Here is a 23,443-nt window from a genome sequence, read left to right as displayed (position 1 = left end):
CTGAAGCCATAACGATGAACCGGAATGACACGCGGCAGATCGTGCTGTTCGACTTCGACGGCACCCTGACCCGGCGCGACAGCCTGTTCCCCTTCCTGCGCCACGCGCTGGGGACACCGGCCTTCCTCCGCCGCCTGCCGGACTGCCTCCCGGCGCTGACCGGCCTGGCGCTGAAGCGCCTGTCCAATCAGGATGCCAAGGAGGCGGTGCTGACCCATATGCTCGCCGGCGAGACCCTCGCCCACCTGCAGGCCAGGGGCCGTGAATTCGCCGACCGCGGCCTGGACCGCCTGCTGCGCCCGGCCGGGATGCGCGCCCTGCGGGCCCATCGCGACGCAGGCCATGACTGCGTACTGGTCTCCGCCTCGCTGGATGTCTGGCTGCAACCGTGGGCCGAGCGCTACGGGCTCACCGACGTGGTCAGCTCGCGCCTCGCGGTGGATGACGCCGGTCGCGTCACCGGGCGCCTGGACGGCACCAACTGCCGCGGCGCCGCCAAGCCGGCGGCGGTCGCCGCCTGGCTGGCCACCCTGCCCCCGGACGAACCGGTCGATCTGGTCGCGGCCTACGGCGACAGCGCAGCTGACCAGCCGCTTCTGGAGATGGCCGGCAGCGGCTACCGCCTGCGCCGGGGCCATTTCCGGCGCGTCCACGGGCCGTCGGTAGAGGGGGCCCCCGAGTGAACCCGACAACCGCCTCCTGGCCCTGGCTCGCCCGTCACTACGGCGCGATCCTGCTGGCCGTGCTGCTGGTCAAGATCGGCATGGCCTGGGCCCTGCCAATCACCGGCGACGAGGCCTATTTCCTGATCTGGGGACAGAACCCGGACCTCGGCTATTACGACCACCCGCCGATGATCGGCTGGTGGCTGGGCGCCATCCTGCCCCTGTCGGAGCACCCGCTGGCCATCCGTGCCCTGGGTATTTTCGTCTCCATGGCACCGGCGCTCGCGATCTTCCTCTGGTGGAGGCATACCGATCCAGTCCGCGCGCGCCTTGTGTCGCTGCTGGCGCTGTTCATGCCGCTGTTCTTCATCGCGGTGATCACCGCGACGGACACCCCGCTGATCCTGTTCAGCCTGCTGGCTACCGGCCTTGCCTGGCAGGCCCTGCGTACCGGCACCGCGCACTGGTTCCTGCTCGCCGGCCTGGCCCTGGGGCTGGCGTTCCTGTCCAAGTACTTCGCGGTCCTGCTGGGGATTGCGCTGGGACTGCACATCCTGCTGTTCGCGCGGCAGCACTGGCGCGGCCTCCTGCTGATCATCCTCGGCGTGGTGCCGGCGGTGGCGCTCAACCTGTACTGGAACTGGGGCAACTGCTGGTACAACGTGATGTTCAACATCGTGAACCGGCACGGCGACGGCGGCTTCGACCCCGGCAACTGGCTGACCTACGCAATCCTGCTGGTCTACCTGTTCACGCCCTGGCTGCTGTGGTTCTACGCGCGTCAGTGGCGGGCCCTGGCCGCCGGCATCCGCACGCACCAACTGGGCGTGTTCCTGTCCGCCGGACTGATCCCGCTGCTCCTGTTTGCCCTGCTCGCCCCGTTCAAGAGCATCGGGCTGCACTGGCTGGCCGCCTTCGCCCCCTTCCTGCTGCTGCCGGCGCTGTTCCTGAATGTGCGTGCACTGACCATCAGCGCCTGGCTCTCCGGGGCCCTCGCCGTGCTGCACGCGATCGCGATCCTGACGATCGCGCTGATGCCGGTGGAATGGCTGAAGGGCCAGGATCGCTACGCCGACGCGGTGTTCTACCTAGCGCCGGAATCGGTGGCCGCGGTGGTCAACGAATACGACGCCGACTGGCACGTCTTCACCCGCAGCTACTCGCGCTCGGCGGTGCTCGCCTACTACGCCGGGCGCGAGGTCGGCGTGTTCGGCCCCGGGTCCCACTACGGCCGCCAGGACGACCTGCTGACCGACTTCCGCGCCCTGGACGGGGCCAACCTGCTCTACGTCCCCACCCGCGGCGTGCTGGACCCGGCGCAGGTGGAGCCCTTCTTCGACGAGGTGCGCGTACGCGAAGTGACCATCCGCGGCGTCGAATGGACCCTCGCCGAAGGCCGCGGCTTCGACTACGCCGCCTACCACGACCAGATCCTGGAACCGGTGCTCGCCCGCTACTACGACTTCCCGCCTTGGCTGCCGGAGGGCCGCTGCGCCTTCACCGACCGCTACACGAACCGGGAATAAGACCCTGCGTTGACCAGGGAATGGTCCCCCCGGATACTGTTGTCCGTGAGCCATCGACTTCATCCAGGGAGGGGCGAGCGATGATCGCACCCGGAGCGGCGATCCCTGCCCGCCAGCGTAGAGCGAGCGCACGCACCCGCTGGCGCTGTGGTCTCGCCGTGCTCGTTCTGCTGCTGCCGCTGTTGCTGCTCGGCTGTGGTGGCTCCCAGGAGACCCCGCTGCGGGTGGCCACCATCGAGTGGATCGGCTACCACCCCCTCCACCTGGCCGCCTCCGAGGGCAGGCTTCCCATCGACGAAATTCGCCTCGCCCGCTTCAGCTCGAACGTGGAGTCCCTGCGCGCCTTTCGCAACGGCAATGTCGACGCCGCCGCCCTGACCCTGGACGAGGCTTTTCTGCTGCGCGCCGACGGCCACGATATCCGCGTCATCCTGCTGCTGGACTATTCCCATGGCGGCGACACCATCCTGGCGCAGCCGGGCATCACCCGCATGGCCGATCTGGAGGGCCGCCGCATCGGGGTCGAGAATGATGCCGCCACCGCCTACCTGCTCGCTCGCGGCCTGGAACACGGCGGCCTCGACCGCGAGAGAGTCGATATCGTGCGCGTAGATGCGGGGCGCCACGAGGAGGCCTTCCACGGCGGAGAGGTCGACGCCCTGGCGACCTTCGAACCGACCCGCACCCGGCTGCTGAATGCCGGTGCCGAGGAGTTGTTCGACAGCACCCGGATCCCGGGCGAAATCGTCGATGTACTGGTAGTTCAGCGCCAAGCGCTCGACGACCACCCGCGACATCTCCGGCAGCTGGTGGATGCCTGGTTTGGCACGCTCGAGTATCTGAATGCCGAGCCGGAACCGGCCAGGGCCACCATGGCCCGGTACAGCGACCTCAGCGCGGAGGAACTGGAGGGTGCGCTGGCCGGGGTCCGCTTCCCCTCGCGAGCGGAAAACTGCACAGCCCTGGCCGACGGCGGCGAGGCCCTGCGCGCCAGCAGCGAGCACCTGGCCACCCTGATGCAGCAGCAGGGACTGCTGGAGCGCGAGGTGAACCTCGATCGTCTGTTCGATGACCGCGTCCTGCAGGCGGCGGGCTGCCCGCCATCGGAAGACGGCTGATGTGGCAGGGCCTGTTCCGCTATCCGATCAACACCACGCTGCCGCTTTTCCTGCTGGTGGTGGCACTCATTCTCGGCACCCTCTACACCCTGACCCTGATCCACAACCAGCAGCGCAGCATTCTCGCGAACGCCGAACGCGAACTGGCGACCGAGATCAGCCGCATGCAGCGCATCGTCCAGAACCACCTGGCAAACAACGGCACGCAGGCCATTCAGGACGAGATCGCGGCGCTCAATGTCGATATCCGGGTCCGCCTGGCCGGGGTGGTCGATGAACGCCAGCACTACGTTGCCGCCCTGAACCGCGGCATGCGCGAACGCCCGCTCGCGGAGACCCTGGACGCCGAACCCATGGCCGCGCTGGCCGACCCGCTGCGCACGCTGCTGACCGACGCCCGCGACCGCCGCGCCGCCAAGGTGCGCCATGTCGCGGGCGAGAACACCCTGATCGCGGTGGCGCCGCTGCAGTTCACCGGGCCTCTGGTGGACCTGGGGCGCAGCCCCTCGGGCGCGGTCATCCTCGCATGGGATCTGTCGCTGCCTTTCCGGCAGGCGCGCACCGCGGCCCTGAACTCGGCGCTGCTGCTCGCGCCGATCCTTATCGCAGCACTCGCCGCGCTGTGGTGGCTGATCTACCAGGCACTGGGGCGGCGCCTGAGCCGCCTGAGCCGGACCGCGGAGCAGATCGCCGGTGGCGAGCACCACCAGCGTGCCGGGGTCACCGGGCGCGACGAGATCGGCCGCCTGGCACGCGCCTTCAACCGCATGGCGGATGGCCTGGTGCAGGAACAGGCGCGCCTGCGCGAGAGCGAGCAGCGGCTGTATCTGGCCCAGGCCTTCTCCGGGGTCGGCACCTGGGAATGGGATATCGCCAGCGGCGACCTGGTCTGGACCCGTCCGACCTACCAGCTCTTCAACCTGCCGGAGGACACCACCGAGGTCACCTTCGAGCATTACCTGGAGCGGATCCATCCCGACGACCGCGCGCGGGTCCAGGCCGCGGTAGAACAGACCCTCGAGCAGGGTACCGCATACAGCATCGAGCACCGCGTACTCACGCCGGACGGCGACGAACGCTGGCTGCTCGGGAGTGGCGACGTGCTGCGCGACGAGAACGGCGAGCCTCGGCGCATGTACGGCATCGTGCAGGACATCACCGCGACCAAGCGCGCCGAGGCGGCCCTGTTCCGCGAAAAGGAATATGCCCAGGTCACGCTCGCCTCCATCGGCGACGGCGTCATCACCACCGATACCCGGGGCCGAGTCACGTTCCTGAACCCGATCGCGGAGTACCTGACCGGCTGGACCACCGATGCCGCCACCGGTGAACCGCTGACGCGAGTATTCAACATCCTCAACGAGATCACCCGCAAACCGGCGGTCAACCCGGTCGAGCGTTGCCTCAAGGAAGGTCGGATCGTCGGACTGGCCAACCACACCATGCTGCTGCGCAAGGATGGGCAGGAATTCGCGATCGAGGACTCGGCCGCGCCGATCCGCGACCGGGACGGCGAGATCGTGGGTGTGGTGCTGGTGTTCCATGACGTGACCCAGGCGCGCGAGCTGGCCAACCAGCTCAGCTGGCAGGCCACCCACGATGCCCTGACCGGGCTGCCCAACCGCCACGCCTTCGAGCAGCGCCTGGAACAGCTGGCGCGCTACCCGGAAAGCCAGAAGGGGCACGAAAACCATACCCTGCTGTACATCGACCTCGACCAGTTCAAGGTCGTGAACGATGTCGCCGGCCACGTCGCCGGGGATCAGATGATCCGCCAGGTCGGCGAACTGATGCTGGATCAGGTGCGCGAAACCGACCTGCTCGCCCGCCTTGGGGGCGACGAGTTCGGCATCATCCTCACGCACTGCGACATCGCCCACGCCGACCGCATCGCCAACGCCATCCATACGGTCCTGGACGAACTGCGCTTTGCCTGGGAAGACCGCGTGTTCCGCATCAGCGCCTCCATCGGCATCATCGAGTTCCAACCCGGCGAGCGCAGCATGAACCAGCTGCTCGCCGATGCCGACATCGCGGTCTACGCGGCCAAGAACGCCGGCCGACGGCGCTCGCATATCTTCCGCCCGGAGGACCAGGACCTGCAGCAGCACCGGCGCGAGATGGACTGGGCCACACAGATCTCCGACGCCGTCGAACAGGGGCGCCTGGTGCTGTTTGCCCAGATGATTCACCCACTGGCCGAGCCCGACTCCGGCGCACCGCCCGCGGGACTCTCCTTCGAGGTGCTCGTGCGCCTGCGGAGCCAGGACGACGAGTTGATCCCCCCCGGGGTCTTCCTGCCGGCCGCCGAACGCTTTGACCTGATCTCCATCGTCGACCGCTGGATCATCACCCGGACCTTCTCCATGGTGGCTGACCACATCCGCCTGCACGGCCCGGCGAGCATCGAGCATTGCGCGGTCAACCTCTCCGGCGCGACCCTGAGTGACGAGACCCTGCTGCCATTCATCCGCAACCAGCTGAGCCTGCACCAGCTGCCTGGCGAGATTTTCTGCTTCGAGGTCACCGAAACCGCGGCGATCTCCAACCTGCAGGCGGCAATGCGCTTCATCCGCGAGTTGCGCGGCATGGGCTGTCGCTTCGCGCTGGACGACTTCGGCTCCGGGCTGTCGTCGTTCGCCTATCTGAAGACCCTGCCGGTGGACTACCTGAAGATCGACGGCAGCTTCGTGCGCAACATCGCCACCGACCCGGTCAATGACGCCCTGGTCGGCAACATCAACAACATCGGTCACCTGCTCGACAAGAAAACGATCGCCGAGTTTGCCGAAGACGAATCGACCATCGCCCGCCTGCGCGAGCTGAACGTGGACTTCGCCCAGGGCTACGGGCTGCACCGCCCGCAGCCCCTGGAGGAACTGTTTGCAATGCACAACCCACCGCGCTGACAGCGAGGCCTGCGAGACGCTCATCGGGCCCCTGTGCGGGGAACATGCATCAGTCAGGACGGTCTGTAGTTCTCCCGGCCACGGTTGCGACCGAGGGCCGCCATTGGCCATTCTGTACGGCTGAATACAAGTTCCGGAGCACACCGAATGACTATCCGCCCCCTGCGCGCGGGCCTGATCCCGGCCCTGTTTCTTCTCCTGCCCGGCCTGGCGCTGTCCCAGCAGGCCGATCCGCAGATGCAACAACAGATGCAGCAGCAGGAGCCGGAGACCACGATCCACCAGGACTGGGAGGTCGCCTGTATCGAGACGCCACAGGGCGAGCGTTGCCGGATGCAGCAGACGCTGGAGATCCAGGACGAGCAGGCGCAGGGGCTGTTCCTGCAGGCGACCGTACGCCGCGAGGGCGACCAGCACATCATCGAGATCCTGGTACCGCTGGGCGTCGACCTGCGCCCCGGCATCCGTATGCAGGTGGACGATGCGGGCGAAGAGATGGATGCGGGCTACGTGACCTGCGTGCAGCAGGGCTGCGTCGCCGGGCGCGAACTGAACAGCGAACAGATGAGCGCGCTGCGCGGCGGACAGGCCCTGACCGTCGCCTTCCGTGCCCTGCACCAGGAACAGCCGTTCGTGTTTGACGTATCCCTGATGGGCTTCACTGACGCCAGCAACCAGCTGCAATAACCGGCGGCGTCACCAGCGACCCCACCCAGCGATCACGCGATGGCGCGCGCCTCGGTCCCGTCCCATTCCGGCCGCAGATTTGCCGGTCGCGGCCGGTCGCGGGCACGGCGGGCACTGGCCACCGCCGCGGCCGCCGCACTGCTCTGGTGGGTCCTGGCCGGCAGCGCCGCCCTGCTGGAACCCCTGGCCCTGCTCGCAATCATCCTGGCCGCGGTCGCGAGCCTGCTGCTGCCGGCCGGACGGCCGCTGCCGTTGCGACCCGGCGCGCTTCCGGGCCTGCTGGGGTTCTTCCTGCGCAGCTCGTTCCTCGGCGGGCTGGACGTCGCCCGCCGCGCCCTGGACCCGCGCCTGCCGATCCAGCCGGACTTCCTGACCTACCGCACGGAACTGGCTCACGGCCCGCCCCTGACCCTGTTCATGGCGGTCGTCAGTCTGCTGCCCGGCACGCTCAGCGTACGCCTGGAGGGGCGCCTGCTGACCCTGCATGTGCTGGACCGGAACGCCGATACGCGGGCGGCTCTGATCGCCCTGGAACAACGGATCCGTGCGGCATTCCACGACCCGCGTGACCGCCGCGCCAGTGACGACGGAGCCGCTCCATGAGCCTCTTCTATTTGGCCGCCGCCCTGTTCCTGCTCGGCACCATACTGCTCGGACTGGTCCGCGTGCTGCGAGGCCCGGGTTCCGGCGACCGCATGCTGGCCGCACAACTGTTCGGCACCACCGGGGTCACGATCCTGCTGCTCCTGTCGCTGGCACTGGAGGAATCCGCCCTGGTGGACGTGGCACTGGTCTTCGCCCTGCTGGCCGTCGTGGCCGCAGTGGCCTTCGTCCGCCAGCACGGCCTGCCGGAACCACCGGATACCCCGATCCACCGCCAGCCGCCGGACACCCCCGGCCCCGAGAGGCGCCACGATGATCGCTAACGCACTGACCGTGATCCTGATCCTCGCCGGACTGGTGTTCTTCGCGGCCGGCACCGCCGGGCTGCTGCGTTTTCCCGATGTCTATTCGCGCCTGCACGCCCTGACCAAGGCCGACAACGTCGGGCTCGGGCTGGTGATACTCGGACTGATGTTCCAGGCCGGCGGACCGGCGGACATCCTGAAGCTGCTGCTGATCTGGGTGCTGGTACTGGCGGCGGGGACCACGGCCGCGCACATGGTCGCGCAACGCACCTGGACCCACGGGGAGTTCGAGTCGGACCGATGAACGCCCTGCTGGTCCTCTTCGATCTGGTCCTGCTGGCCGGCATCGTCGGGGTGGCCTGGCGCTGCCTGGCGAGCACCGACCTGTTCCGGGCCGTCGTCCTGTTCATCACCTTCGGGCTGCTGCTCGCGCTGGCCTGGGTGCGGCTGGAGGCGCCGGACATCGCGCTGGCCGAGGCGGCCATCGGCGCGGGCATCACCGGCGCCCTGCTGCTGGTGACGCTGGAGCGCCTGCGCAGCATCATGGCCGAACGCCGCAGCGGGCGGCCGCATACGCCACCGCCCGACCCCACCGGGCCCCATGCCCTGCTGCGCGCCCTGCATGACCCGCCGCCCGAACGCCGGACCTTCCTCCCCGCGCTGACCTTCGCCCTGGTGGTCGGCGGCCTGCTGGTGACCGCGCTGTGGCACCAGCCGCAGTCCGTCGGTCTGGAGCCGGTGGTGGATGCGCACATGGACGTCTCCGGGGTCGATCATCCGATCACCGCGGTGCTGCTGAACTTCCGCGCGTACGACACCTTCCTGGAACTGGCGATCGTGCTGATCGCGCTGCTGGGCGCGTGGTCCCTGGGGCGGCACGACCTGATCCCGGCCCGCCCGGCCCCGGGCCCAATCCTGCCCGGCACCCTGCGGCTGCTGGTACCGGTCGCGATCGTCACCGGGGTGTACGTGCTGTGGGCCGGGAGCCACGCCCCCGGCGGGGCCTTCCAGGCCGGGGCGATCCTCGGGGCAGCCGGCATCCTGCTGGTGCTGGCCCGGCCGCGGCAACTGCCGATGGCCCCCGGGGCGCCGCTGCGTCTGGGGATCACCGCGGGTGTCGCGCTGTTCCTGCTGGTGGGGACCTATGGTCTCGTCGCCGGGCACGGCTTTCTCGGCTACGCCGACGCGTGGGCCTATCCGCTCATCATCCTGATCGAGGTGGCGGCGACGCTGTCCATTGCCCTGACCCTGGTGGCCCTGTTCGTGGCCGGCCGCCCGGCCGGAGACGACACATGAACGGGCTGGCGGAGACCGTCGCGCACACCCTGGCCCCGGGCCTGCTGTATCCCACCGGGGGTGCGATCCTGTTCGCCCTGGGCCTGTACGGGCTGATCCGCCGCCACCACCTGGTACTGCGCATCCTGGCCCTGAACATCATGGGCTCGGGCGTATTCATGGTGCTGCTGGGTGTCGCCGCCCGCGGCGAGGGCCCGCCGGATCCGGTGGCGCAGGCGCTGACCCTGACCGGGATTGTGGTCGCGGTCAGTGCAACCGCCTTCGCCCTGGCCCTGGTGGTGCACCTGACGCGGCTGACCGGCCACGCAGTGATGCTGCCCGGGCCGCCCGATGACGACGCCCCGGTGGAGGACATCTCGCGCGAGGAGCACCACGCGGATGGGGGTCCGGCCGAATCGTCCGCCGGCGAGGACCGGTCGGCGTGATCCCGGCAAACCCCGAATGGCTCCCGGCGGGGAGCGCCGGACTGGTCGCGCTGTCTCTGGGAGTGGCCGTGCTGGCAACGGCATGGCCGCGCCAGGCCCACCGGATCGGCCTGCTGGGCGCGCTCGCGGTGACGGCCTGGGTGCTGGGTCTGAGCGCGACCTTCCTGCACGCCGGGCCGGACCCGGAGACCGCCGCGACGCGGGTGGCCCTGGGCGGCTGGGAGGCCCCGCTGGGGCTCATGCTGCAGCTGGACGGATTGTCCATGACCCTGCTGGTGCTTACCGCCGTAGTGGCCCTGGCCACCAGCCTCTACAGCCTCGGCTACGTGCACGACCGCATCGAGCGTCGCCAGTTCTGGCCCCTGTGGCTGTGGCTATGGGCCGGGCTCAACATGCTGTTTCTCTCCGGCGATGCCTTCAACCTGTACATCACCCTGGAGGTGGTGTCGCTCTCGGCCGTCGCCCTGGTGGCCTTCACCGGCACGGCCGCCGCGGTCTCCGGCGCGGTGCGCTACCTGCTGGTCAACATCCTCGGCTCGCTCAGCTTCCTGATGGGCGTGGTTCTGCTGTTCGGGGAACACGGGGTACTCGATCTGGTGCTGCTGGAGGCCCGTACCGAAGCGGGCCCGACGGAACGCATGGCGGCGGTGCTGATGACCGCGGGCCTGATGCTCAAGGCCGCCCTGTTCCCGCTGCATGTCTGGCTGGCGCCGGCCCATGGGTCAGCCCCGGCACCGGTCAGTGCGGTCCTCTCCGGGCTGGTGGTCACGGGATCGTTCTACCTGATCCTGCGGCTGTGGATGGGGGTGTTTGCCCCGCTGGCGACCCCGGCCTTCGGCATCCTGGTCGGCCTGCTCGGGGTGGGGGCGCTGATCTGGGGCTCGCTGCAGGCGCTGCGCGCGGGGCGGCTCAAATCCATCGTGGCCTATTCCACGGTCGCCCAGTTCGGCTATCTGCTGGTCGCCTTCCCCTTGATGCTGGTGGACCCGGGCGCCTGGCGGGTGGTGGTGTTCTTCGCGGTGGTCCATGCCCTGGCCAAGGCCTCGGTATTCCTCGCCGCGGGCACCCTGCAACACGCCGCCGGGCATGACCGCCTGGCCGAGCTGGGCGCGGTACTCCGGGCCCGGCCGCGCACGGTGTTCGCCCTGGGGCTAGCCGGGGTCAGCCTGATGGGGCTGCCGTTCACCGGTGGCTTCATCGCCAAGTACCTGCTGCTGGAGGCCGGCCTGGGCACGGTCCTCGCCGGCAGCCTGATCGGCGTGCTGTGGGTGCTGGCGATCGCCGGCGGCGGGCTGCTGGCGGCGGCCTACGTGCTGCGCATGGTGGCCCCGGCGTTTCATCGCGGCCGCCGCGACGCCGGCGAGGCAGTGTCGCCGTGGATGGACTGGGTCCCGCTGGCTCTGGCCACGGTCGCGGCGCTGGCCGGGCTGGCCGGCGTGCTGACGCTGAACACCCTTGCCCTGACCCCGGGGGCCCCGTGATGGACGGTGGCTGGCTGCTGCTCGCGATCCTGTTCAGCTCGCTGGGACCCGGCATCGCGATCTTCTTCCTGCCGGAGCACCGACAGGGCCTGCGCACCGCGCTGAACCTGGGCGGCGCCGGCACCAAGCTGGCGCTGGTCGGGGTGCTGCTGGCGGGTGTACTGCGCGGTGACGAATACCACTTCAGTCTGCCGCTGATGCCCGGCATCGACCTGGTGCTCGCGGCCGATGCGCTGTCGCTCCTGTTCGCCAGCCTTTCGGCCGTGCTGTGGTTCGTAACCACGGTCTACGCCATCGGCTACCTCGAGGGCTCACCGCGACGCAGCCGCTTCTTCGGCTTCTTCTCGCTGTGCGTCAGCGCGACGGTGGGGATTGCCCTGTCCGGGAACCTGATCACCTTCCTGATCTTCTACGAGATCCTGACCCTCGCGACCTGGCCCCTGGTGGTTCACCGCGGCACGCCGGCGGCCCTGCGGGCCGGACGCCTCTATCTCGGCTACACCCTGACCAGCGGACTGGTACTGTTCACGGCCATCGTCTGGCTCACGCTGCTGGCCGGGGCCGAGGGCTTCACCCCGGGCGGCTACCTTGAAGGCCTCGCGGAGACTCACTCGGTGACGCTGCAGGTCCTGTTCGTGCTGCTGATGGTCGGCTTCGGGGTCAAGGCCGCGCTGGTGCCGCTGCACTCCTGGCTGCCCATCGCCATGGTCGCGCCGGCGCCGGTCAGCGCGCTGCTGCACGCGGTGGCGGTGGTCAAGGCCGGGGCCTTCGGCATCATCCGCGTGGTCAACGATGTCTACGGGGCGGAACTGGCGATCGAGCTGGGCCTGACGGCCGGGCTGCTGGTGATCGCGGCGGTCACGATCATCTATGGCTCCATTCAGGCCCTGCGCACCGACGACCTGAAGCAGCGCCTGGCATTCTCCACCGTGAGTCAGGTCTCCTACATCATCCTGGGCGTCGCGCTGGCCGGGCCCCTGGGGGTCATCGGCGGGCTGGTACACCTGGTGCACCAGGGCATTACCAAGATCACACTGTTCTTCTGCGCCGGCAATTTCGCCGAGACCCTGGGCATCCATCGCATCAGCGAGCTCGACGGCGTGGGCCGGCGCATGCCGCTGACCATGCTGGCGTTTACCGCGGGCGCGCTGGGCATGATCGGCCTGCCGCCCCTGGCCGGTTTCGTGACCAAGTGGCACCTGGGGCTGGGGGCGCTGGAGGCCGGCATGCCCTGGATCCTCGGAGTGCTGGTCCTGTCGAGCCTGCTGAACGCGGCCTATTTCCTGCCCCCGGTGATCCGGGGCTGGCTGGGCGAGCGCCGCGAGCCGTGGCATGAACCCCTGCAGGCCCATGCCGGCCCGACCCGCTTCGAGACCCACTGGATGCTGCTGTTCCCGGTGGTCTTTACCGCCGCGCTGGGGCTCCTGGTCGGGCTGTTTGCCGGGCTGGGGCTGAGCCCGCTCGGCTGGGTCAGCCTGATCGTCCAGCGTGACTATGCGCTGCCGGAGTTCGGGCTGTGAGCGGGGCTGTGCTGCTGGCCGTCCCGCTCGCGCCGCTGCTGCTCGCGGTGTTCATTGGCCTGCGTCCGGGGCGGGCGCGGCTGAACCGCCTGGTGCCCTGGGCGGCGCTCCCCGGCCTGGCGCTGGCCGTCCTGGCCCCGCCCGGGCTGGAGGCGACCTTCTCCGGCCTGCTGATGGGCACCCACCTGGCGGTCGACCCGACCGGCCGGGCCTTCCTGGGCCTGACCGCGGGCCTGTGGCTGGCCGCCGGGCTGTTCGCGCTCTCCGATCGGCGCGACGATCCCCGGCGGCATCGCTTCTATGTGTTCTGGTTGCTGGCCCTGGCCGGCAACCTGGGCCTGATCCTGGCGCAGGACGCGATCGCCTTCTATCTGTTCTTTTCCCTGATGAGCCTGTCGGCCTACGGACTGGTGATCCATTCCGGCAAGCCGGAGGCCTGGCGGGCCGGACGGGTGTATCTGATCCTCGCGGTACTGGGCGAGGTGTTGCTGTTCGCGGGTCTGGTACTGGCTGTCCATGCGGCGGGGCAGTCCAGCCTGGCGGCCGTGGCCGCGGCGCGCCCCGAGGGCTGGGCATTGGTCCTACTGGTCCTGGGGCTCGGCATCAAGGCCGGCATGCTGCCGCTGCATTTCTGGCTGCCGCTGGCCCACCCGGCCGCTCCGGTACCCGCGAGCGCCGTGCTGTCCGGGGCGATGATCAAGGCCGGCCTGCTGGGCTGGATGCGCCTGCTGCCAATCGACGCCGCCGGCCACGCCGTGCTGGGCGAGGCGCTGGTCCTGCTGGGCCTGGCGGCGGCCTTCCTCGGCGTACTGGTCGGGGTGCTGCAGGTACGGCCGAAGACCCTGCTCGCCTACTCCAGCATCTCGCAGATGGGGCTGATGACCACGGGTATCGGCCTGGCCCTGCTCCTGCCCGAGGCGCGCGGCTGGCTGCTGGCAGCAGTCACGCTGTACGCCGTGCATCATGGTCTGGCCAAGGGGGCGTTGTTCCTGACCGCCGGCATGCAGCGGCAGTGGCCGGTCACCCGCCCGGCGCGGACCGCCTTTGCACTGTTCACGCTGTTGCCGGCGCTGGCCCTGGCGGGCCTGCCCTTCACCAGTGGCGCGCTGGCCAAGAACGCGTTGAAGGAGCCGCTGGCGGTGGGGGCCCTGTCGGGCTGGCTGGCCCATACCGAGTGGCTGCTGACCCTCGCGGCGGCCGGCACCACGGTGCTGCTACTGCGCTTCCTGTGGCGCTGGCGGGCGGATCTCGAGACCGCGGCCGACGGCCTCGACCGACCGCGCTGGTGGGCCTGGGGCGGCCTTTCGCTGATGGCACTCCTGCTCCCGCTCGCAACCTTGCTGGCCGGCCCCACGGCCCTGCCCCTGAGCGTCCATGACCTGTACGGCTCGTCCCTGCTGTGGCCGGTCATGCTGGGGCTGGGCCTAGCCCTTCTGGCCTGGCGCGGGGTTCGCGACCGCGAGACCCCGCGCGTGCCGGAGGGGGATCTGGCCGTGCTGGCCGAGGCCGCCTGGGACGGCGCCCGCCGCACTCGACGCCGCCTGGCATTGCCGGGGCCCTGGCCACCCCGGATACCGGCCCGCATGCGTGCGCTGCGCCTGGGCGCGCGCCGTCGCCTGGAGGCCGCCGAGCGCATGTTGACCCGCTGGGAGACCATCGGGCTGCTGTTTTCCGCAGCGATGCTCGGGCTCTACCTGACGCTGCTCGCCGGATAAGGCCGCCCTCGAGCGAGGCACGAAAAAGGCCGGCCCGGGACTGCCCCGGGCCGGCCTTCAGGCGCCGTTCCTATTGCGGGCTGGAGCTCAGTTCTGATCGATGAAGTCCGCGGTGAAGTCGGCCACGTCGTCCGCGAAGAAGTCACGGAAGAAGTGCCCCGCGCCGTCCACGGTCATCAGGGTGATGTCGCCGCGGTCCTTCACCGCCTCGACCTTCTCCGGCAGGTCCGGCACCACGTCGTCCTCGGAACCCGTGATCACCAGCGTCGGGATCTGCATCCCGCGGATCACCGTCGGGGTATCGTTCTGGCGGGTCGGCTCGTAGTAGCCGAGGAAAGCGCGCGGGGTCACGTCCAGCTCCTCGCAGTAGAGGAAACGCACATCCTCCATCAGGGTCTCTTCCTGGCCCATGCGCTGGAGCTCGCGGGCCTGATCCAGGAGCACCTGAAGCGGCATACCGCTTTGTTCCTCGTACTCGCTCGCAGCCTCGTCCTCGTCGAAGGTGGACGCGGCCACCAGCACCAGGGCGCGGATGCCGTCCGGGTCATGCTCGGTCAGGTAGCGGGCCACCTGGTTGCCACCGCGCGAGTGGCCAAACAGGGTGACCGGACCATAGCCCTCGTCCTGCAGCCATTGATGCCACAGGCTCAACTCCTGCAGATGGTCATCCACGCCGTGACGCACCGGGGCATCGCATTCGAACATCCCCTCGCGCGCGTCGATGCCGTAGCTCAGATTGACGGACAGCGTATTCAGGCCATGGTCCGCCAGCAGATCCTGCACCGCGGCCATCACCTCCATGCGCCCGTGCGCCAGGGTGCCGTGCAGCATCAGGACAACCCCGTCGGAGGGGCTCGCCCCCATGCCTTCCTTCATATGACCGATCAGGGTTCGGTCATCGTGTTCCAGCGTAACCTTCTCCGCCGCCATCACGTTCGAGGCCGCGACCAATCCGGCCACTGTCAGGGCAGCCGTGGCAATCCAGCGAGACATGGGAACCTCCTGTTATTGAGTCGTCTGGAAATAGACTCGTTCGCGCTGGGAAAATTCCACCCCGGCTGCGCGCCATGGCCTGACAGCGCGGGCCGCGCCGGCGCATGATAAGCAGGTCCGGATCCACTGGGTGATACATCTCCGGGAGACCCATGAGCGATCGCGACCCGTCACGCGACTGGCATGCCCTGAAGACCGACGAAGTGCTCCGGCGTCTGGAGACGGACGCGCACGGACTCGCCTCGTCCGCCGCGGAACAGCGGCTTCAGGATGTCGGCCCCAACCGCCTGCCGGAGGCCGCGCGCACCGGCCCCGTCCGGCGCTTCCTGCTGCAGTTCCACAATGTGCTGATCTACGTGCTGATCGCCGCGGCGGTGGGTACCGCGTTCCTTGGTCACTGGCTGGATACCGGCGTCATCCTGGGGGTGGTGCTGATCAACGCCATCATCGGCTTCATCCAGGAGGGCAAGGCGGAGAAGGCGCTGGACGCGATCCGCGGGATGCTCTCGCCCCGCGCCCAGGTCCTGCGTGACGGCCAGCGCCACAGTATTCCCGCAGAGACGCTGGTCCCCGGCGACATCGTGTATCTGCAGGCCGGGGACCGCGTCCCGGCGGACCTGCGCCTGACCGGGGCGCACAACATGCGCATCGACGAGGCCGCGCTGACCGGCGAGTCGGTCGCCAGCGACAAGCAGAGCGAGCCGGTGGCGGCCGCATCCGACCTTGGCGATCGCCGTTCGATGGCCTATTCCGGCACGCTGGTGGCCTTTGGCCAGGGCCGCGGGGTGGTGGTCGGCACCGGGGCCGATACCGAGATCGGCCGCATCTCCACCCTGATCGGCGAGGTGGAGACCCTGACCACCCCGCTGCTGCGCCAGATCGCCCAGTTCGGCCGCTGGCTGTCGGTGGCCATCGGCGTCCTGGCGGCGGCGACCTTCGCCTTCGGCTACTGGGTGCGCGACTACGACCTGGTGGAGACCTTCCTCGCCGCGGTCAGCCTGGCGGTGGCGGCGATCCCCGAGGGCCTGCCGGCGATCATGACCATCACCCTGGCGATCGGGGTGCAGCGCATGGCCACGCGCAACGCGATCATCCGCCGCCTGCCGGCGGTGGAGACCCTGGGCTCCGTCACCACCATCTGCTCGGACAAGACCGGCACCCTCACCCGCAACGAAATGACGCTGAAGAGCATCATCACCACGCAGGCGGAGTACGAGCTGGGCGGGGTCGGCTACGAGCCGCACGGCGGCATTACCCGCGACGGCCAGGAGGCGGACCCGGAGGCCGATCCCCTGCTGGCCGAGGTCCTGCGCGGCCTCCTGCTGTGCAACGATGCCGAGGTCTATCTGAAGGACGACCAGTGGACCATGGAGGGCGACCCGACCGAGGGGGCCCTGATCGTCGCCGCGATGAAGGGCGGGCTGGATCCGAAGGCGATCAACGAGCGCTTCGTGCGGGACGACGTGATCCCATTCGAGTCGTCCTACAAGTTCATGGCTACCCTGCACCATGACCATGAAGGCGGCGCCTTCGTCTTTCTCAAGGGGGCGCCGGAACGCGTGCTGGCCGTATGCAGCCAGCAGCGTACCGCCGATGGCGAGGCGCCCCTGGACGCCGAGCACTGGCAGCAATGGATGGACGGCGTCGCCGCGCGCGGCCAGCGCCTGCTCGCCCTGGCCACCCGGCGCATGGAGGATCACCGCCAGGAACTGGAGTTCTCCGACATCGAGGATGGCGGGCTCACCCTGGTGGCGGTCTGCGGGATCATCGACCCGCCACGCGAGGAGGCGATCGAGGCGGTGGCCCACTGCCAGGAGGCCGGCATCCGCGTGAAGATGATCACCGGCGATCACGGCGTGACCGCGCGCGCGATCGCCGACGAGCTGGGCATCAGTACCGAGGGCGGTGTGGTGGTCGGGCACGAGCTGGAAAGCGCCAGCGACGCGGAACTCGCGGAGCAGGTCCGCCATGTGGACGTGTTCGCCCGCGCCACGCCGGAGCACAAGCTGCGCCTGGTGCGCGCGATCCAGAGCCACGGCGACGTGGTCGCAATGACCGGCGACGGTGTCAACGATGCCCCCGCCCTCAAGCGCGCCGATGTCGGCGTGGCCATGGGCGTAAAGGGCACCGAGGCCGCGCGCGAGGCCTCGGAGATGGTGCTGGCCGACGACAACTTCGCCTCCATCGCCAACGCGGTGGAGGAAGGCCGCACCGTCTACGACAACCTGAAGAAGGCCATCCTGTTCCTGCTGCCCACCAACGGCGGCCAGGCCTTCACCATCGTCGCCGCGATCCTGCTCGGCCTCACCCTGCCGCTGACACCGGTGCAGGTGCTGTGGGTCAACATGGTCACCGCGGTCACCCTGGCCCTGGCACTGGCCTTCGAGCCCACCGAACCCGGCACCATGCAGCGCCCGCCGCGGCCACCCAACACGCCGCTACTGTCCGGCTTCCTGCTCTGGCGCATCGGCTTCGTCTCCGCGCTGCTGGTGGCCGGCACCTTCGGCCACTTCCTGTGGCTGGAGCAGCAGGGCGTGGCGGAGGAATTCGCGCGCACCGTGGCCATCAACACCCTGGTCATGGGCCAGCTGTTCTTCCTGTTCAACAGCCGCTACATCCTGGAACCGGCACTGAACCGGGCAGGCCTGTTCGGTAGCCGCCCCGTGCTGATCGCGGTCGGCGTGCTGATCGTGCTGCAGGGCCTGTTCACCTACGCCCCGCCGCTGCAGCTGCTGTTTGGCACCACCGCCATCGGGCCGGGGGAATGGCTGCGCATCCTCGCCTTCGGCCTGATCCTGTTCACGCTGGTCGAACTCGAAAAGACGCTGCTGCGCCGACGCGGTTTCAACCCCCACCAGTAGGGTATTCCCGGGAGGCTGCCCATGGCCGCGACAGACACGCCCGTAAATCGATACCCCGCCCCCAACGCCAGCGTTCATACGCCCCCTGCGCTGCACCCGACCAGGGCCTCGCTGGCCCCCCTGTGCGCGCTCGCCCTTGCCCTGTGGGGGCCAGCGGCCCTGGCGGGAGACGCACCCGAATCCCGGGTCGCCTGGGAGGAGCCGGTCGAGGTCGCGCGCGGCGAGGCCTTCCGCGGCCCCTGGCGCATGAACGCCTCGGATTTTCGCTATGTCGACGATGCCTCGGTGGCGATCAATGACCATGGCGACGCGCTGGTCGTCTGGGCCGACCAGGCGCAGCAGACCCTGTTCCTGCAGCGCTACGACCGCGACGGCCGGGCGGTCTTCGAGCGACCGACCCGGATCGGCGGCGTGCCGGGCACCTTTTCCTGGCTGCCGCGGGTCGCGGTCGAACCGGCGCCGGACGACGCCGACGCCTTCGACGTGCACCTGCTGTGGCAGGAGATCCTGTTTACCGGCGGCGACCACGGCGGCGAGATCCTGTACGCCCGATCCCGCGACGGAGGCCGCTCGTTCGAGGGACACCAGAACCTGTCCCGTTCGCGCGACGGTGCCGGCAAGGGCCGCATCACCGCCCAGCGCTGGGACAACGGCAGCCTGGACCTGCTGCTGACGACCACCGGCGAGGTGGTCGCGGCCTGGACCGAGTACCAAGGTCCGCTGCGCGTCACCTATTCGGCGGATCGCGGCGCGTCCTTCGCCGAACCCGTGACCGTCAACCCGGACAACTCTGTGCCGGCCCGCGCCCCGGCCCTTGCACAGACGCCGTCCGGTCGCGTGCTGCTGGCCTGGTCGGAGGGTGACAGTCCGTACGCGGACATCCGGATCGCCCACTCGAACAACCTGGACGCCGGCTTTTCCGAACCGGCCACCGCGCTGGAGCACCCGGGCCATGCCGACGCCCCGGTGCTGGTGGTGGACGCGGAGGGCGTTGTTCACCTGGCCTTCGGGGCGATCCCGGCCAACGATCTGGAGGATTACCGGCAGCCCCATTTCCGCCGCCTGCATGTCAGTCGCGCAGACGCCGACACCCTGGACTTTGCACCGCCTACCCGGATCGACGCGGATCAGTGGCCGGGCGGCTTCCCGAATCTGGCCCGGGACGACCGGTGTCTGTATCTGGTCTGGCAGCGCTATCCCCACCCGACCGATCGCCCCTGGGGCCTGGCTTTTACCCACGCGCCGCTGAAGTCCGCGCGGTTCGGGCCTGTCGAGGCGGTCCCGGGCACGCTCGACACCCCCTACAGCGGGGGCCTGCAGGGGCAGTTGAAACGGCGCATGGCGGTCAACCGCCACGGGGCTATCGCGATTGCTCAGAGCCGCTTCATCCCGGCAAGCAACAGCGACATCCTGCTGATCCGCGGCCAGATCGAGGAGGGCGGATGCCATCCGAACCCTTCTCGCTGATGATTCACGGCGGCGCCGGGCAGATCCGCGAGGCCGGGGATCCACAGACCGCCGGCCGCTACCACGCCGCGCTGCACGCGGTACTGGAGGCCGGTCGCGAGCGGCTGGCGCGGGGCGATACCGCCCTGGATACCGTGGAGTACTGCGCGGCGCGGCTCGAGGACAACCCGCTGTTCAATGCCGGCACCGGTGCCGTCCTGACCCGGGACGGGACCGTGGAACTGGATGCCGCGATCATGGATGGCGCGGCTCTCGCTGCGGGGGCCGTCGCGGCGGTTCGCGGCATTGCCAACCCGATCCGGCTGGCGCGAGCGGTCCTCGACGACGGGGAACATGTGCTGCTGGTCGCGGACGGCGCCGCCAGCTTCGCCCGCGAGATCGGGATGCCGCAGGTGGACGAGGAGACCCTGATCACCCCGCAGCGGCGGGAACAGCTGGAGCGCGCCCTGTGCCAGGGCCGGGTCACACTGGATCATGACGAACCCGCGCCCGGGACTATCGGCGCGGTCGCGCGCGATCGCCACGGCCATCTGGCCGCGGCCACCTCCACCGGCGGGATGACCGGCCAGCGCTCGGGCCGGGTCGGCGACTCGCCCATCCCCGGCGCGGGCGTGTACGCGGACGATGCCACCGCCGCCATCTCCGCGACCGGGCATGGCGAGCATTTCCTGCGCAGTGTGTTTGCCCGGGAACTGGCCGACCGTGTCGAGTATCTTGGACTGAGCGCCGCCGAGGCCCTGAACGCGAGCCTGCAGCGCCTGCGGGAGCGGCTCGCGGGCTACGGCGGGGCCATCGTGATCGACCGCAACGGGCGCTGCGCGGCCGGCACCACCACCCCGCGCATGCTCCACGGCTGGATCGAACACGCGGGCCCGAGCCGGACGCGCATCGAACCGCCGGCCGGTTGACCGGGCCACGCCAGCGACCGCGGAATCACCCGACGCGCGGGTCGTGAAACGGCGCTCAGTCTCACGCCCCGAGGGGTTCAACCCTGCGCCGCAGTGGCGTTCCAGCGCCGCCCCATGCGGCTGCCCAGCCACACCCCGACAATCCACAGCACCAGGGACACGCCCACATAAAGCCCGGCGCGGCCTGCAGCACCCGACTGCATCAGCCACAGGCTCTCGAGGCTGAACACCGAGAAGGTCGTAAAGCCGCCGCAAACCCCGGCCAGCATGAAATGACGAAACACCGGGTCGGCCGGGCGGCAGCCGCCCGGCGCGCTGATCACCGCATACAGCCCGATCAGCCACGACCCGGCCACGTTCACGGCCAGCGTGTCCCAGGGAAAGCCGGTCCCGGCCAGGTGCAGCCCGGTCCAGGAGACGCCGTAGCGCGCCATGCTGCCGAGCGCGGCCCCCAGCGCCACGAACAGCGAGAGCCGCAGCGAATACCCGGTCACGCCGCACCCCCTGCCAGACGGCCCAGCGCGTGCCCGATGGCCACCAGCGCCAGCCCCCCGCCCAGGGTCAGCAGGACGTAGACCAGCGCCGGGCGCAGCCCGTCCTGCTCCGCGACCCCGACCACCTGCAGGCTGAACGAGGAGACCGTGGTGAAGCTGCCGAGCACACCCACCACCAGCAGCAGCCAGAGCCCGGAGGCCAGCGCCGGCCCCGATGCCCATCCCAGCGCCAGCCCGATCAGCAGCGCACCGGAAGCATTCACCGCCAATGTCCCCCACGGGAAGCGGCCGCCCCCGGTGCGGTTGTCGATCCACTGCGACAGCCAGAAGCGCGCCAGCCCCCCCAGCGCACCCCCGGCTCCCACCAGCAACAGGCCCTCCCACCACGCGATCATGGCGCCATTGTCAGCGGCACCGCCCAACCTGTCGAGCACTCTGGCCGGCCAGCGCGCGGGCAGGCGTCGAAATCCGGCGGCATTCGGGCTTCACCCTCGTCAGAATGGTAAAGTGCGGGCGCAGTGCGGGCCGTCAGTGGCCCGCCCCTCATTCAAACCGCTTAGGTCGCAGGAGCATCATGGCGCAGTACATCTTTACGATGAACGGCGTGGGCAAGATCGTCCCGCCGAAGAAGTACATCCTCAAGGACATCAACCTGAACTTCTTCCCGGGCGCCAAGATCGGCGTGCTGGGCTACAACGGTGCGGGGAAATCCACCCTGCTGCGCATCATGGCGGGCGTGGACACGGACATCGTCGGCGAGGCGCGCCCGCAGCCGGGCATCAACATCGGCTACCTGCCGCAGGAGCCGCAGCTCGACGAGAGCAAGGACGTGCGCGGCAACGTCGAGGAGGCCGTAGCCCCGATCAAGGAGGCGCTGGCCGAGCTGGATCAGGTGTATGCCGCCTACGCCGAGGCGGATGCGGACTTCGACGCCCTGGCCGCCAAGCAGGGCGAGCTGGAGGCGAAGATCGAGGCCGCTGACGGCCACAACCTCGAGCGCAAGCTGGAGGTGGCCGCCGACGCCCTGCGCCTGCCGCCGTGGGATGCCGACGTGAAGACCCTGTCCGGCGGTGAGCGCCGCCGCGTGGCGCTGTGCCGTCTGCTGCTGTCCAGCCCGGACATGCTGATCCTCGACGAGCCGACCAACCACCTGGACGCCGAGTCCGTGGCCTGGCTGGAGCGCTTCCTGCAGGAGTTCCAGGGCACCGTGGTCGCCGTCACCCATGACCGCTACTTCCTCGACAACGTGGCCGGCTGGATCCTCGAGCTGGACCGCGGCCAGGGCATCCCGTTCCAGGGCAACTACTCGCAGTGGCTGGAACAGAAGGAAAAGCGCCTGAAGCAGGAAGAAAAGGCCGAGGCCGCCCGCGTGAAGGCGATGGAATCCGAGCTCGAGTGGGTGCGCTCCAACCCGAAGGGCCGGGGTGCCAAGAGCAAGGCGCGGCTGAAGCGCTTCGAGGAGATCGCCTCCACCGACTACCAGAAGCGCTCCGAGACCAAGGAGATCTACATCCCGCCGGGCCCGCGCCTGGGCGACAAGGTGCTGGAGGTGGAGAACCTGTCCAAGCACTTTGGCGACCGTGTGCTCTACCAGGGCCTGTCGTTCTCCGTGCCGCGCGGCGCGCTGATCGGTGTAATCGGCCCGAACGGCGTCGGCAAGACCACCCTGTTCCGCATGATTGCCGGGCAGGACCAGCCGGACGATGGCTCGATCGAGCTGGGCGAGACCGTGCAGCTGGCCTATGTCGACCAGAGCCGCGACGCGCTACAGGACGAGAAGACCGTCTGGGAGGAGATCTCCAACGGCCAGGACATCATCCAGGTCGGCAACTTCCAGATGCCCTCACGCGCCTACGTCGGCCGCTTCAACTTCAAGGGCACCGACCAGCAGAAGCGCATGAAGGAACTGTCCGGGGGGGAACGCAACCGCGTGCATCTCGCCAAGCTGCTGCAAAGCGGCGGCAACTTCCTGCTGCTCGACGAACCGACCAACGACCTGGACGTCGAGACCCTGCGCGCGCTGGAAGAGGCCCTGCTGGACTTCCCCGGCTCCGCGATCGTGATCTCGCATGACCGCTGGTTCCTGGACCGCATCGCCACCCACATCCTCGCGTTCGAGGAGGACGGCAACGTGGTGTTCTTCGACGGCAACTACCAGGAATACGAGGAAGACCGCCACAAGCGGCTGGGTGCCGAGGCCGACCAGCCGCACCGGGTCAAATACAAGCGACTCGCCTCCTGACCTACCCCCCGAAGGCCCGGCACCCGCCGGGCCTTCGGCTTTCCTGATTCGCAACGAGCGTCAGCCAGTGGCGAGGCCCATTCGGGGGCGTGCATGGCTCGCCCCGGATTGCGTTGATCCAGGCCGTAGCGCCCCCTCCGTCATCCCGGCCGTAGCGCAGCGGAGAGCCGGGATCTCCACACGCCGGTCCAGCCCCAACGTACGGGCACCCCATACCGTGGAGATCCC

The 23,443-nt window shown here is 69.4% G+C and carries 20 protein-coding genes; 17 read left to right on the top strand and 3 right to left on the bottom strand.

What is annotated here, in order from left to right:
* The first annotated feature begins 14 nt into the window (after nucleotides 1-14).
* The 13 genes from F627_RS0103250 to F627_RS0103190 all read left to right on the top strand — a co-directional run bounded on the left by F627_RS0103250 (nucleotide 15) and on the right by F627_RS0103190 (nucleotide 14,250).
* A complete protein-coding gene (locus F627_RS0103250) occupies nucleotides 15-683 on the top strand; it encodes an HAD-IB family hydrolase (protein WP_019583261.1) in 669 nt (222 codons plus the stop codon).
* Nucleotides 680-2,191 (top strand): glycosyltransferase family 39 protein, encoded by a 1,512-nt coding sequence (locus F627_RS0103245; protein ID WP_019583260.1) that lies wholly within the window; start codon nucleotides 680-682, stop codon nucleotides 2,189-2,191. The genes F627_RS0103250 and F627_RS0103245 overlap by 4 nt, the downstream gene beginning before the upstream one ends.
* A 158-nt stretch (nucleotides 2,192-2,349) precedes the next feature.
* Nucleotides 2,350-3,309, top strand: coding sequence for an ABC transporter substrate-binding protein (locus tag F627_RS0103240; RefSeq protein ID WP_019583259.1), 960 nt, complete (start codon nucleotides 2,350-2,352; stop codon nucleotides 3,307-3,309).
* On the top strand, nucleotides 3,309-6,218 hold the full coding sequence (locus F627_RS0103235) for an EAL domain-containing protein (protein ID WP_019583258.1): 2,910 nt from the start codon (nucleotides 3,309-3,311) through the stop codon (nucleotides 6,216-6,218). The genes F627_RS0103240 and F627_RS0103235 overlap by 1 nt, the downstream gene beginning before the upstream one ends.
* Nucleotides 6,219-6,365: 147 nt before the next feature.
* On the top strand, nucleotides 6,366-6,905 hold the full coding sequence (locus F627_RS0103230) for an invasion associated locus B family protein (protein ID WP_018877683.1): 540 nt from the start codon (nucleotides 6,366-6,368) through the stop codon (nucleotides 6,903-6,905).
* A 39-nt stretch (nucleotides 6,906-6,944) separates the two neighbouring features.
* On the top strand, nucleotides 6,945-7,508 hold the full coding sequence (locus tag F627_RS0103225) for a Na+/H+ antiporter subunit E (RefSeq protein WP_019583257.1): 564 nt from the start codon (nucleotides 6,945-6,947) through the stop codon (nucleotides 7,506-7,508).
* On the top strand, nucleotides 7,505-7,831 hold the full coding sequence (locus F627_RS0103220; protein ID WP_018877685.1) for a monovalent cation/H+ antiporter complex subunit F: 327 nt from the start codon (nucleotides 7,505-7,507) through the stop codon (nucleotides 7,829-7,831). Before F627_RS0103225 ends, F627_RS0103220 begins: the two co-directional genes overlap by 4 nt.
* The gene (locus tag F627_RS0103215; protein ID WP_018866004.1) at nucleotides 7,821-8,117 is read left to right on the top strand and encodes a monovalent cation/H(+) antiporter subunit G; all 297 of its coding nucleotides are present in this window, start codon (nucleotides 7,821-7,823) and stop codon (nucleotides 8,115-8,117) included. Before F627_RS0103220 ends, F627_RS0103215 begins: the two co-directional genes overlap by 11 nt.
* The gene (locus F627_RS0103210) at nucleotides 8,114-9,109 is read left to right on the top strand and encodes a hydrogenase subunit MbhD domain-containing protein (RefSeq protein WP_018866003.1); all 996 of its coding nucleotides are present in this window, start codon (nucleotides 8,114-8,116) and stop codon (nucleotides 9,107-9,109) included. Before F627_RS0103215 ends, F627_RS0103210 begins: the two co-directional genes overlap by 4 nt.
* Nucleotides 9,106-9,534 (top strand): NADH-quinone oxidoreductase subunit K, encoded by a 429-nt coding sequence (locus F627_RS0103205; protein WP_018866002.1) that lies wholly within the window; start codon nucleotides 9,106-9,108, stop codon nucleotides 9,532-9,534. The genes F627_RS0103210 and F627_RS0103205 overlap by 4 nt, the downstream gene beginning before the upstream one ends.
* A complete protein-coding gene (locus tag F627_RS0103200; RefSeq protein WP_018866001.1) occupies nucleotides 9,531-11,015 on the top strand; it encodes a complex I subunit 5 family protein in 1,485 nt (494 codons plus the stop codon). Before F627_RS0103205 ends, F627_RS0103200 begins: the two co-directional genes overlap by 4 nt.
* Entirely contained in the window at nucleotides 11,015-12,535 is a 1,521-nt protein-coding gene (locus F627_RS0103195) for a complex I subunit 5 family protein (protein ID WP_018866000.1), read from the top strand. The genes F627_RS0103200 and F627_RS0103195 overlap by 1 nt, the downstream gene beginning before the upstream one ends.
* Nucleotides 12,532-14,250, top strand: coding sequence for a complex I subunit 5 family protein (locus F627_RS0103190; RefSeq protein ID WP_019583256.1), 1,719 nt, complete (start codon nucleotides 12,532-12,534; stop codon nucleotides 14,248-14,250). Before F627_RS0103195 ends, F627_RS0103190 begins: the two co-directional genes overlap by 4 nt.
* 87 nt (nucleotides 14,251-14,337) lie before the next feature.
* Here the strand turns inward: F627_RS0103190 and F627_RS0103185 are convergent, their stop codons facing one another.
* The gene (locus F627_RS0103185; RefSeq protein WP_019583255.1) at nucleotides 14,338-15,243 is read right to left on the bottom strand and encodes an alpha/beta hydrolase; all 906 of its coding nucleotides are present in this window, start codon (nucleotides 15,241-15,243) and stop codon (nucleotides 14,338-14,340) included.
* 152 nt (nucleotides 15,244-15,395) lie between these two features.
* Between F627_RS0103185 and F627_RS0103180 the strand changes: the two genes are divergently transcribed.
* Genes F627_RS0103180 through F627_RS0103170 form a run of 3 tightly spaced genes read left to right on the top strand, consistent with a single transcriptional unit; the run spans nucleotide 15,396 to nucleotide 20,479 of the window.
* Nucleotides 15,396-18,104, top strand: coding sequence for a cation-transporting P-type ATPase (locus F627_RS0103180; RefSeq protein WP_019583254.1), 2,709 nt, complete (start codon nucleotides 15,396-15,398; stop codon nucleotides 18,102-18,104).
* Nucleotides 18,105-18,125: 21 nt separating this feature from the next.
* Nucleotides 18,126-19,571 (top strand): sialidase family protein, encoded by a 1,446-nt coding sequence (locus F627_RS0103175; RefSeq protein ID WP_019583253.1) that lies wholly within the window; start codon nucleotides 18,126-18,128, stop codon nucleotides 19,569-19,571.
* Nucleotides 19,547-20,479, top strand: coding sequence for an isoaspartyl peptidase/L-asparaginase family protein (locus F627_RS0103170; RefSeq protein WP_019583252.1), 933 nt, complete (start codon nucleotides 19,547-19,549; stop codon nucleotides 20,477-20,479). The genes F627_RS0103175 and F627_RS0103170 overlap by 25 nt, the downstream gene beginning before the upstream one ends.
* A 77-nt stretch (nucleotides 20,480-20,556) precedes the next feature.
* On the opposite strand, the gene F627_RS0103165 is transcribed toward F627_RS0103170, so the two are convergent.
* Nucleotides 20,557-20,973: a CrcB family protein gene (locus F627_RS0103165; RefSeq protein WP_018879553.1), complete on the bottom strand. Its 417-nt coding sequence runs from the start codon at nucleotides 20,971-20,973 to the stop codon at nucleotides 20,557-20,559.
* Nucleotides 20,970-21,368, bottom strand: a complete 399-nt coding sequence (gene crcB / locus F627_RS0103160; RefSeq protein ID WP_018865993.1) for a fluoride efflux transporter CrcB — start codon at nucleotides 21,366-21,368, stop codon at nucleotides 20,970-20,972. The genes F627_RS0103165 and crcB overlap by 4 nt, the downstream gene beginning before the upstream one ends.
* 179 nt (nucleotides 21,369-21,547) lie before the next feature.
* Between crcB and ettA the strand changes: the two genes are divergently transcribed.
* Entirely contained in the window at nucleotides 21,548-23,215 is a 1,668-nt protein-coding gene (gene ettA / locus F627_RS0103155) for an energy-dependent translational throttle protein EttA (protein WP_019583251.1), read from the top strand.
* The last annotated feature ends 228 nt before the right edge of the window (nucleotides 23,216-23,443 follow it).

It is taken from the genome of Thioalkalivibrio sp. ALE16 (assembly GCF_000381305.1).
In the GTDB taxonomy this organism is placed as follows: domain Bacteria; phylum Pseudomonadota; class Gammaproteobacteria; order Ectothiorhodospirales; family Ectothiorhodospiraceae; genus Thioalkalivibrio.
Note: the sequence above shows the minus strand (reverse complement) of the source record. Positions and strands in the feature narration are given on the sequence as shown.

Bases quoted from the DNA above. Each gene is read 5' to 3' on its own strand.
- F627_RS0103205 (WP_018866002.1), top strand. From the start codon at position 9,106: ATGAACGGGCTGGCGGAGACCGTCGCGCACACCCTGGCCCCGGGCCTG.
- F627_RS0103210 (WP_018866003.1), top strand. From the start codon at position 8,114: ATGAACGCCCTGCTGGTCCTCTTCGATCTGGTCCTGCTGGCCGGCATC.
- F627_RS0103220 (WP_018877685.1), top strand. From the start codon at position 7,505: ATGAGCCTCTTCTATTTGGCCGCCGCCCTGTTCCTGCTCGGCACCATA.
- F627_RS0103185 (WP_019583255.1), bottom strand. From the start codon at position 15,243: ATGTCTCGCTGGATTGCCACGGCTGCCCTGACAGTGGCCGGATTGGTC.
- F627_RS0103175 (WP_019583253.1), top strand. From the start codon at position 18,126: ATGGCCGCGACAGACACGCCCGTAAATCGATACCCCGCCCCCAACGCC.
- F627_RS0103180 (WP_019583254.1), top strand. From the start codon at position 15,396: ATGAGCGATCGCGACCCGTCACGCGACTGGCATGCCCTGAAGACCGAC.
- F627_RS0103215 (WP_018866004.1), top strand. From the start codon at position 7,821: ATGATCGCTAACGCACTGACCGTGATCCTGATCCTCGCCGGACTGGTG.
- F627_RS0103230 (WP_018877683.1), top strand. From the start codon at position 6,366: ATGACTATCCGCCCCCTGCGCGCGGGCCTGATCCCGGCCCTGTTTCTT.
- F627_RS0103250 (WP_019583261.1), top strand. From the start codon at position 15: ATGAACCGGAATGACACGCGGCAGATCGTGCTGTTCGACTTCGACGGC.
- F627_RS0103225 (WP_019583257.1), top strand. From the start codon at position 6,945: ATGGCGCGCGCCTCGGTCCCGTCCCATTCCGGCCGCAGATTTGCCGGT.
- F627_RS0103195 (WP_018866000.1), top strand. From the start codon at position 11,015: ATGGACGGTGGCTGGCTGCTGCTCGCGATCCTGTTCAGCTCGCTGGGA.
- F627_RS0103170 (WP_019583252.1), top strand. From the start codon at position 19,547: ATGCCATCCGAACCCTTCTCGCTGATGATTCACGGCGGCGCCGGGCAG.
- ettA (WP_019583251.1), top strand. From the start codon at position 21,548: ATGGCGCAGTACATCTTTACGATGAACGGCGTGGGCAAGATCGTCCCG.
- crcB (WP_018865993.1), bottom strand. From the start codon at position 21,368: ATGATCGCGTGGTGGGAGGGCCTGTTGCTGGTGGGAGCCGGGGGTGCG.
- F627_RS0103235 (WP_019583258.1), top strand. From the start codon at position 3,309: ATGTGGCAGGGCCTGTTCCGCTATCCGATCAACACCACGCTGCCGCTT.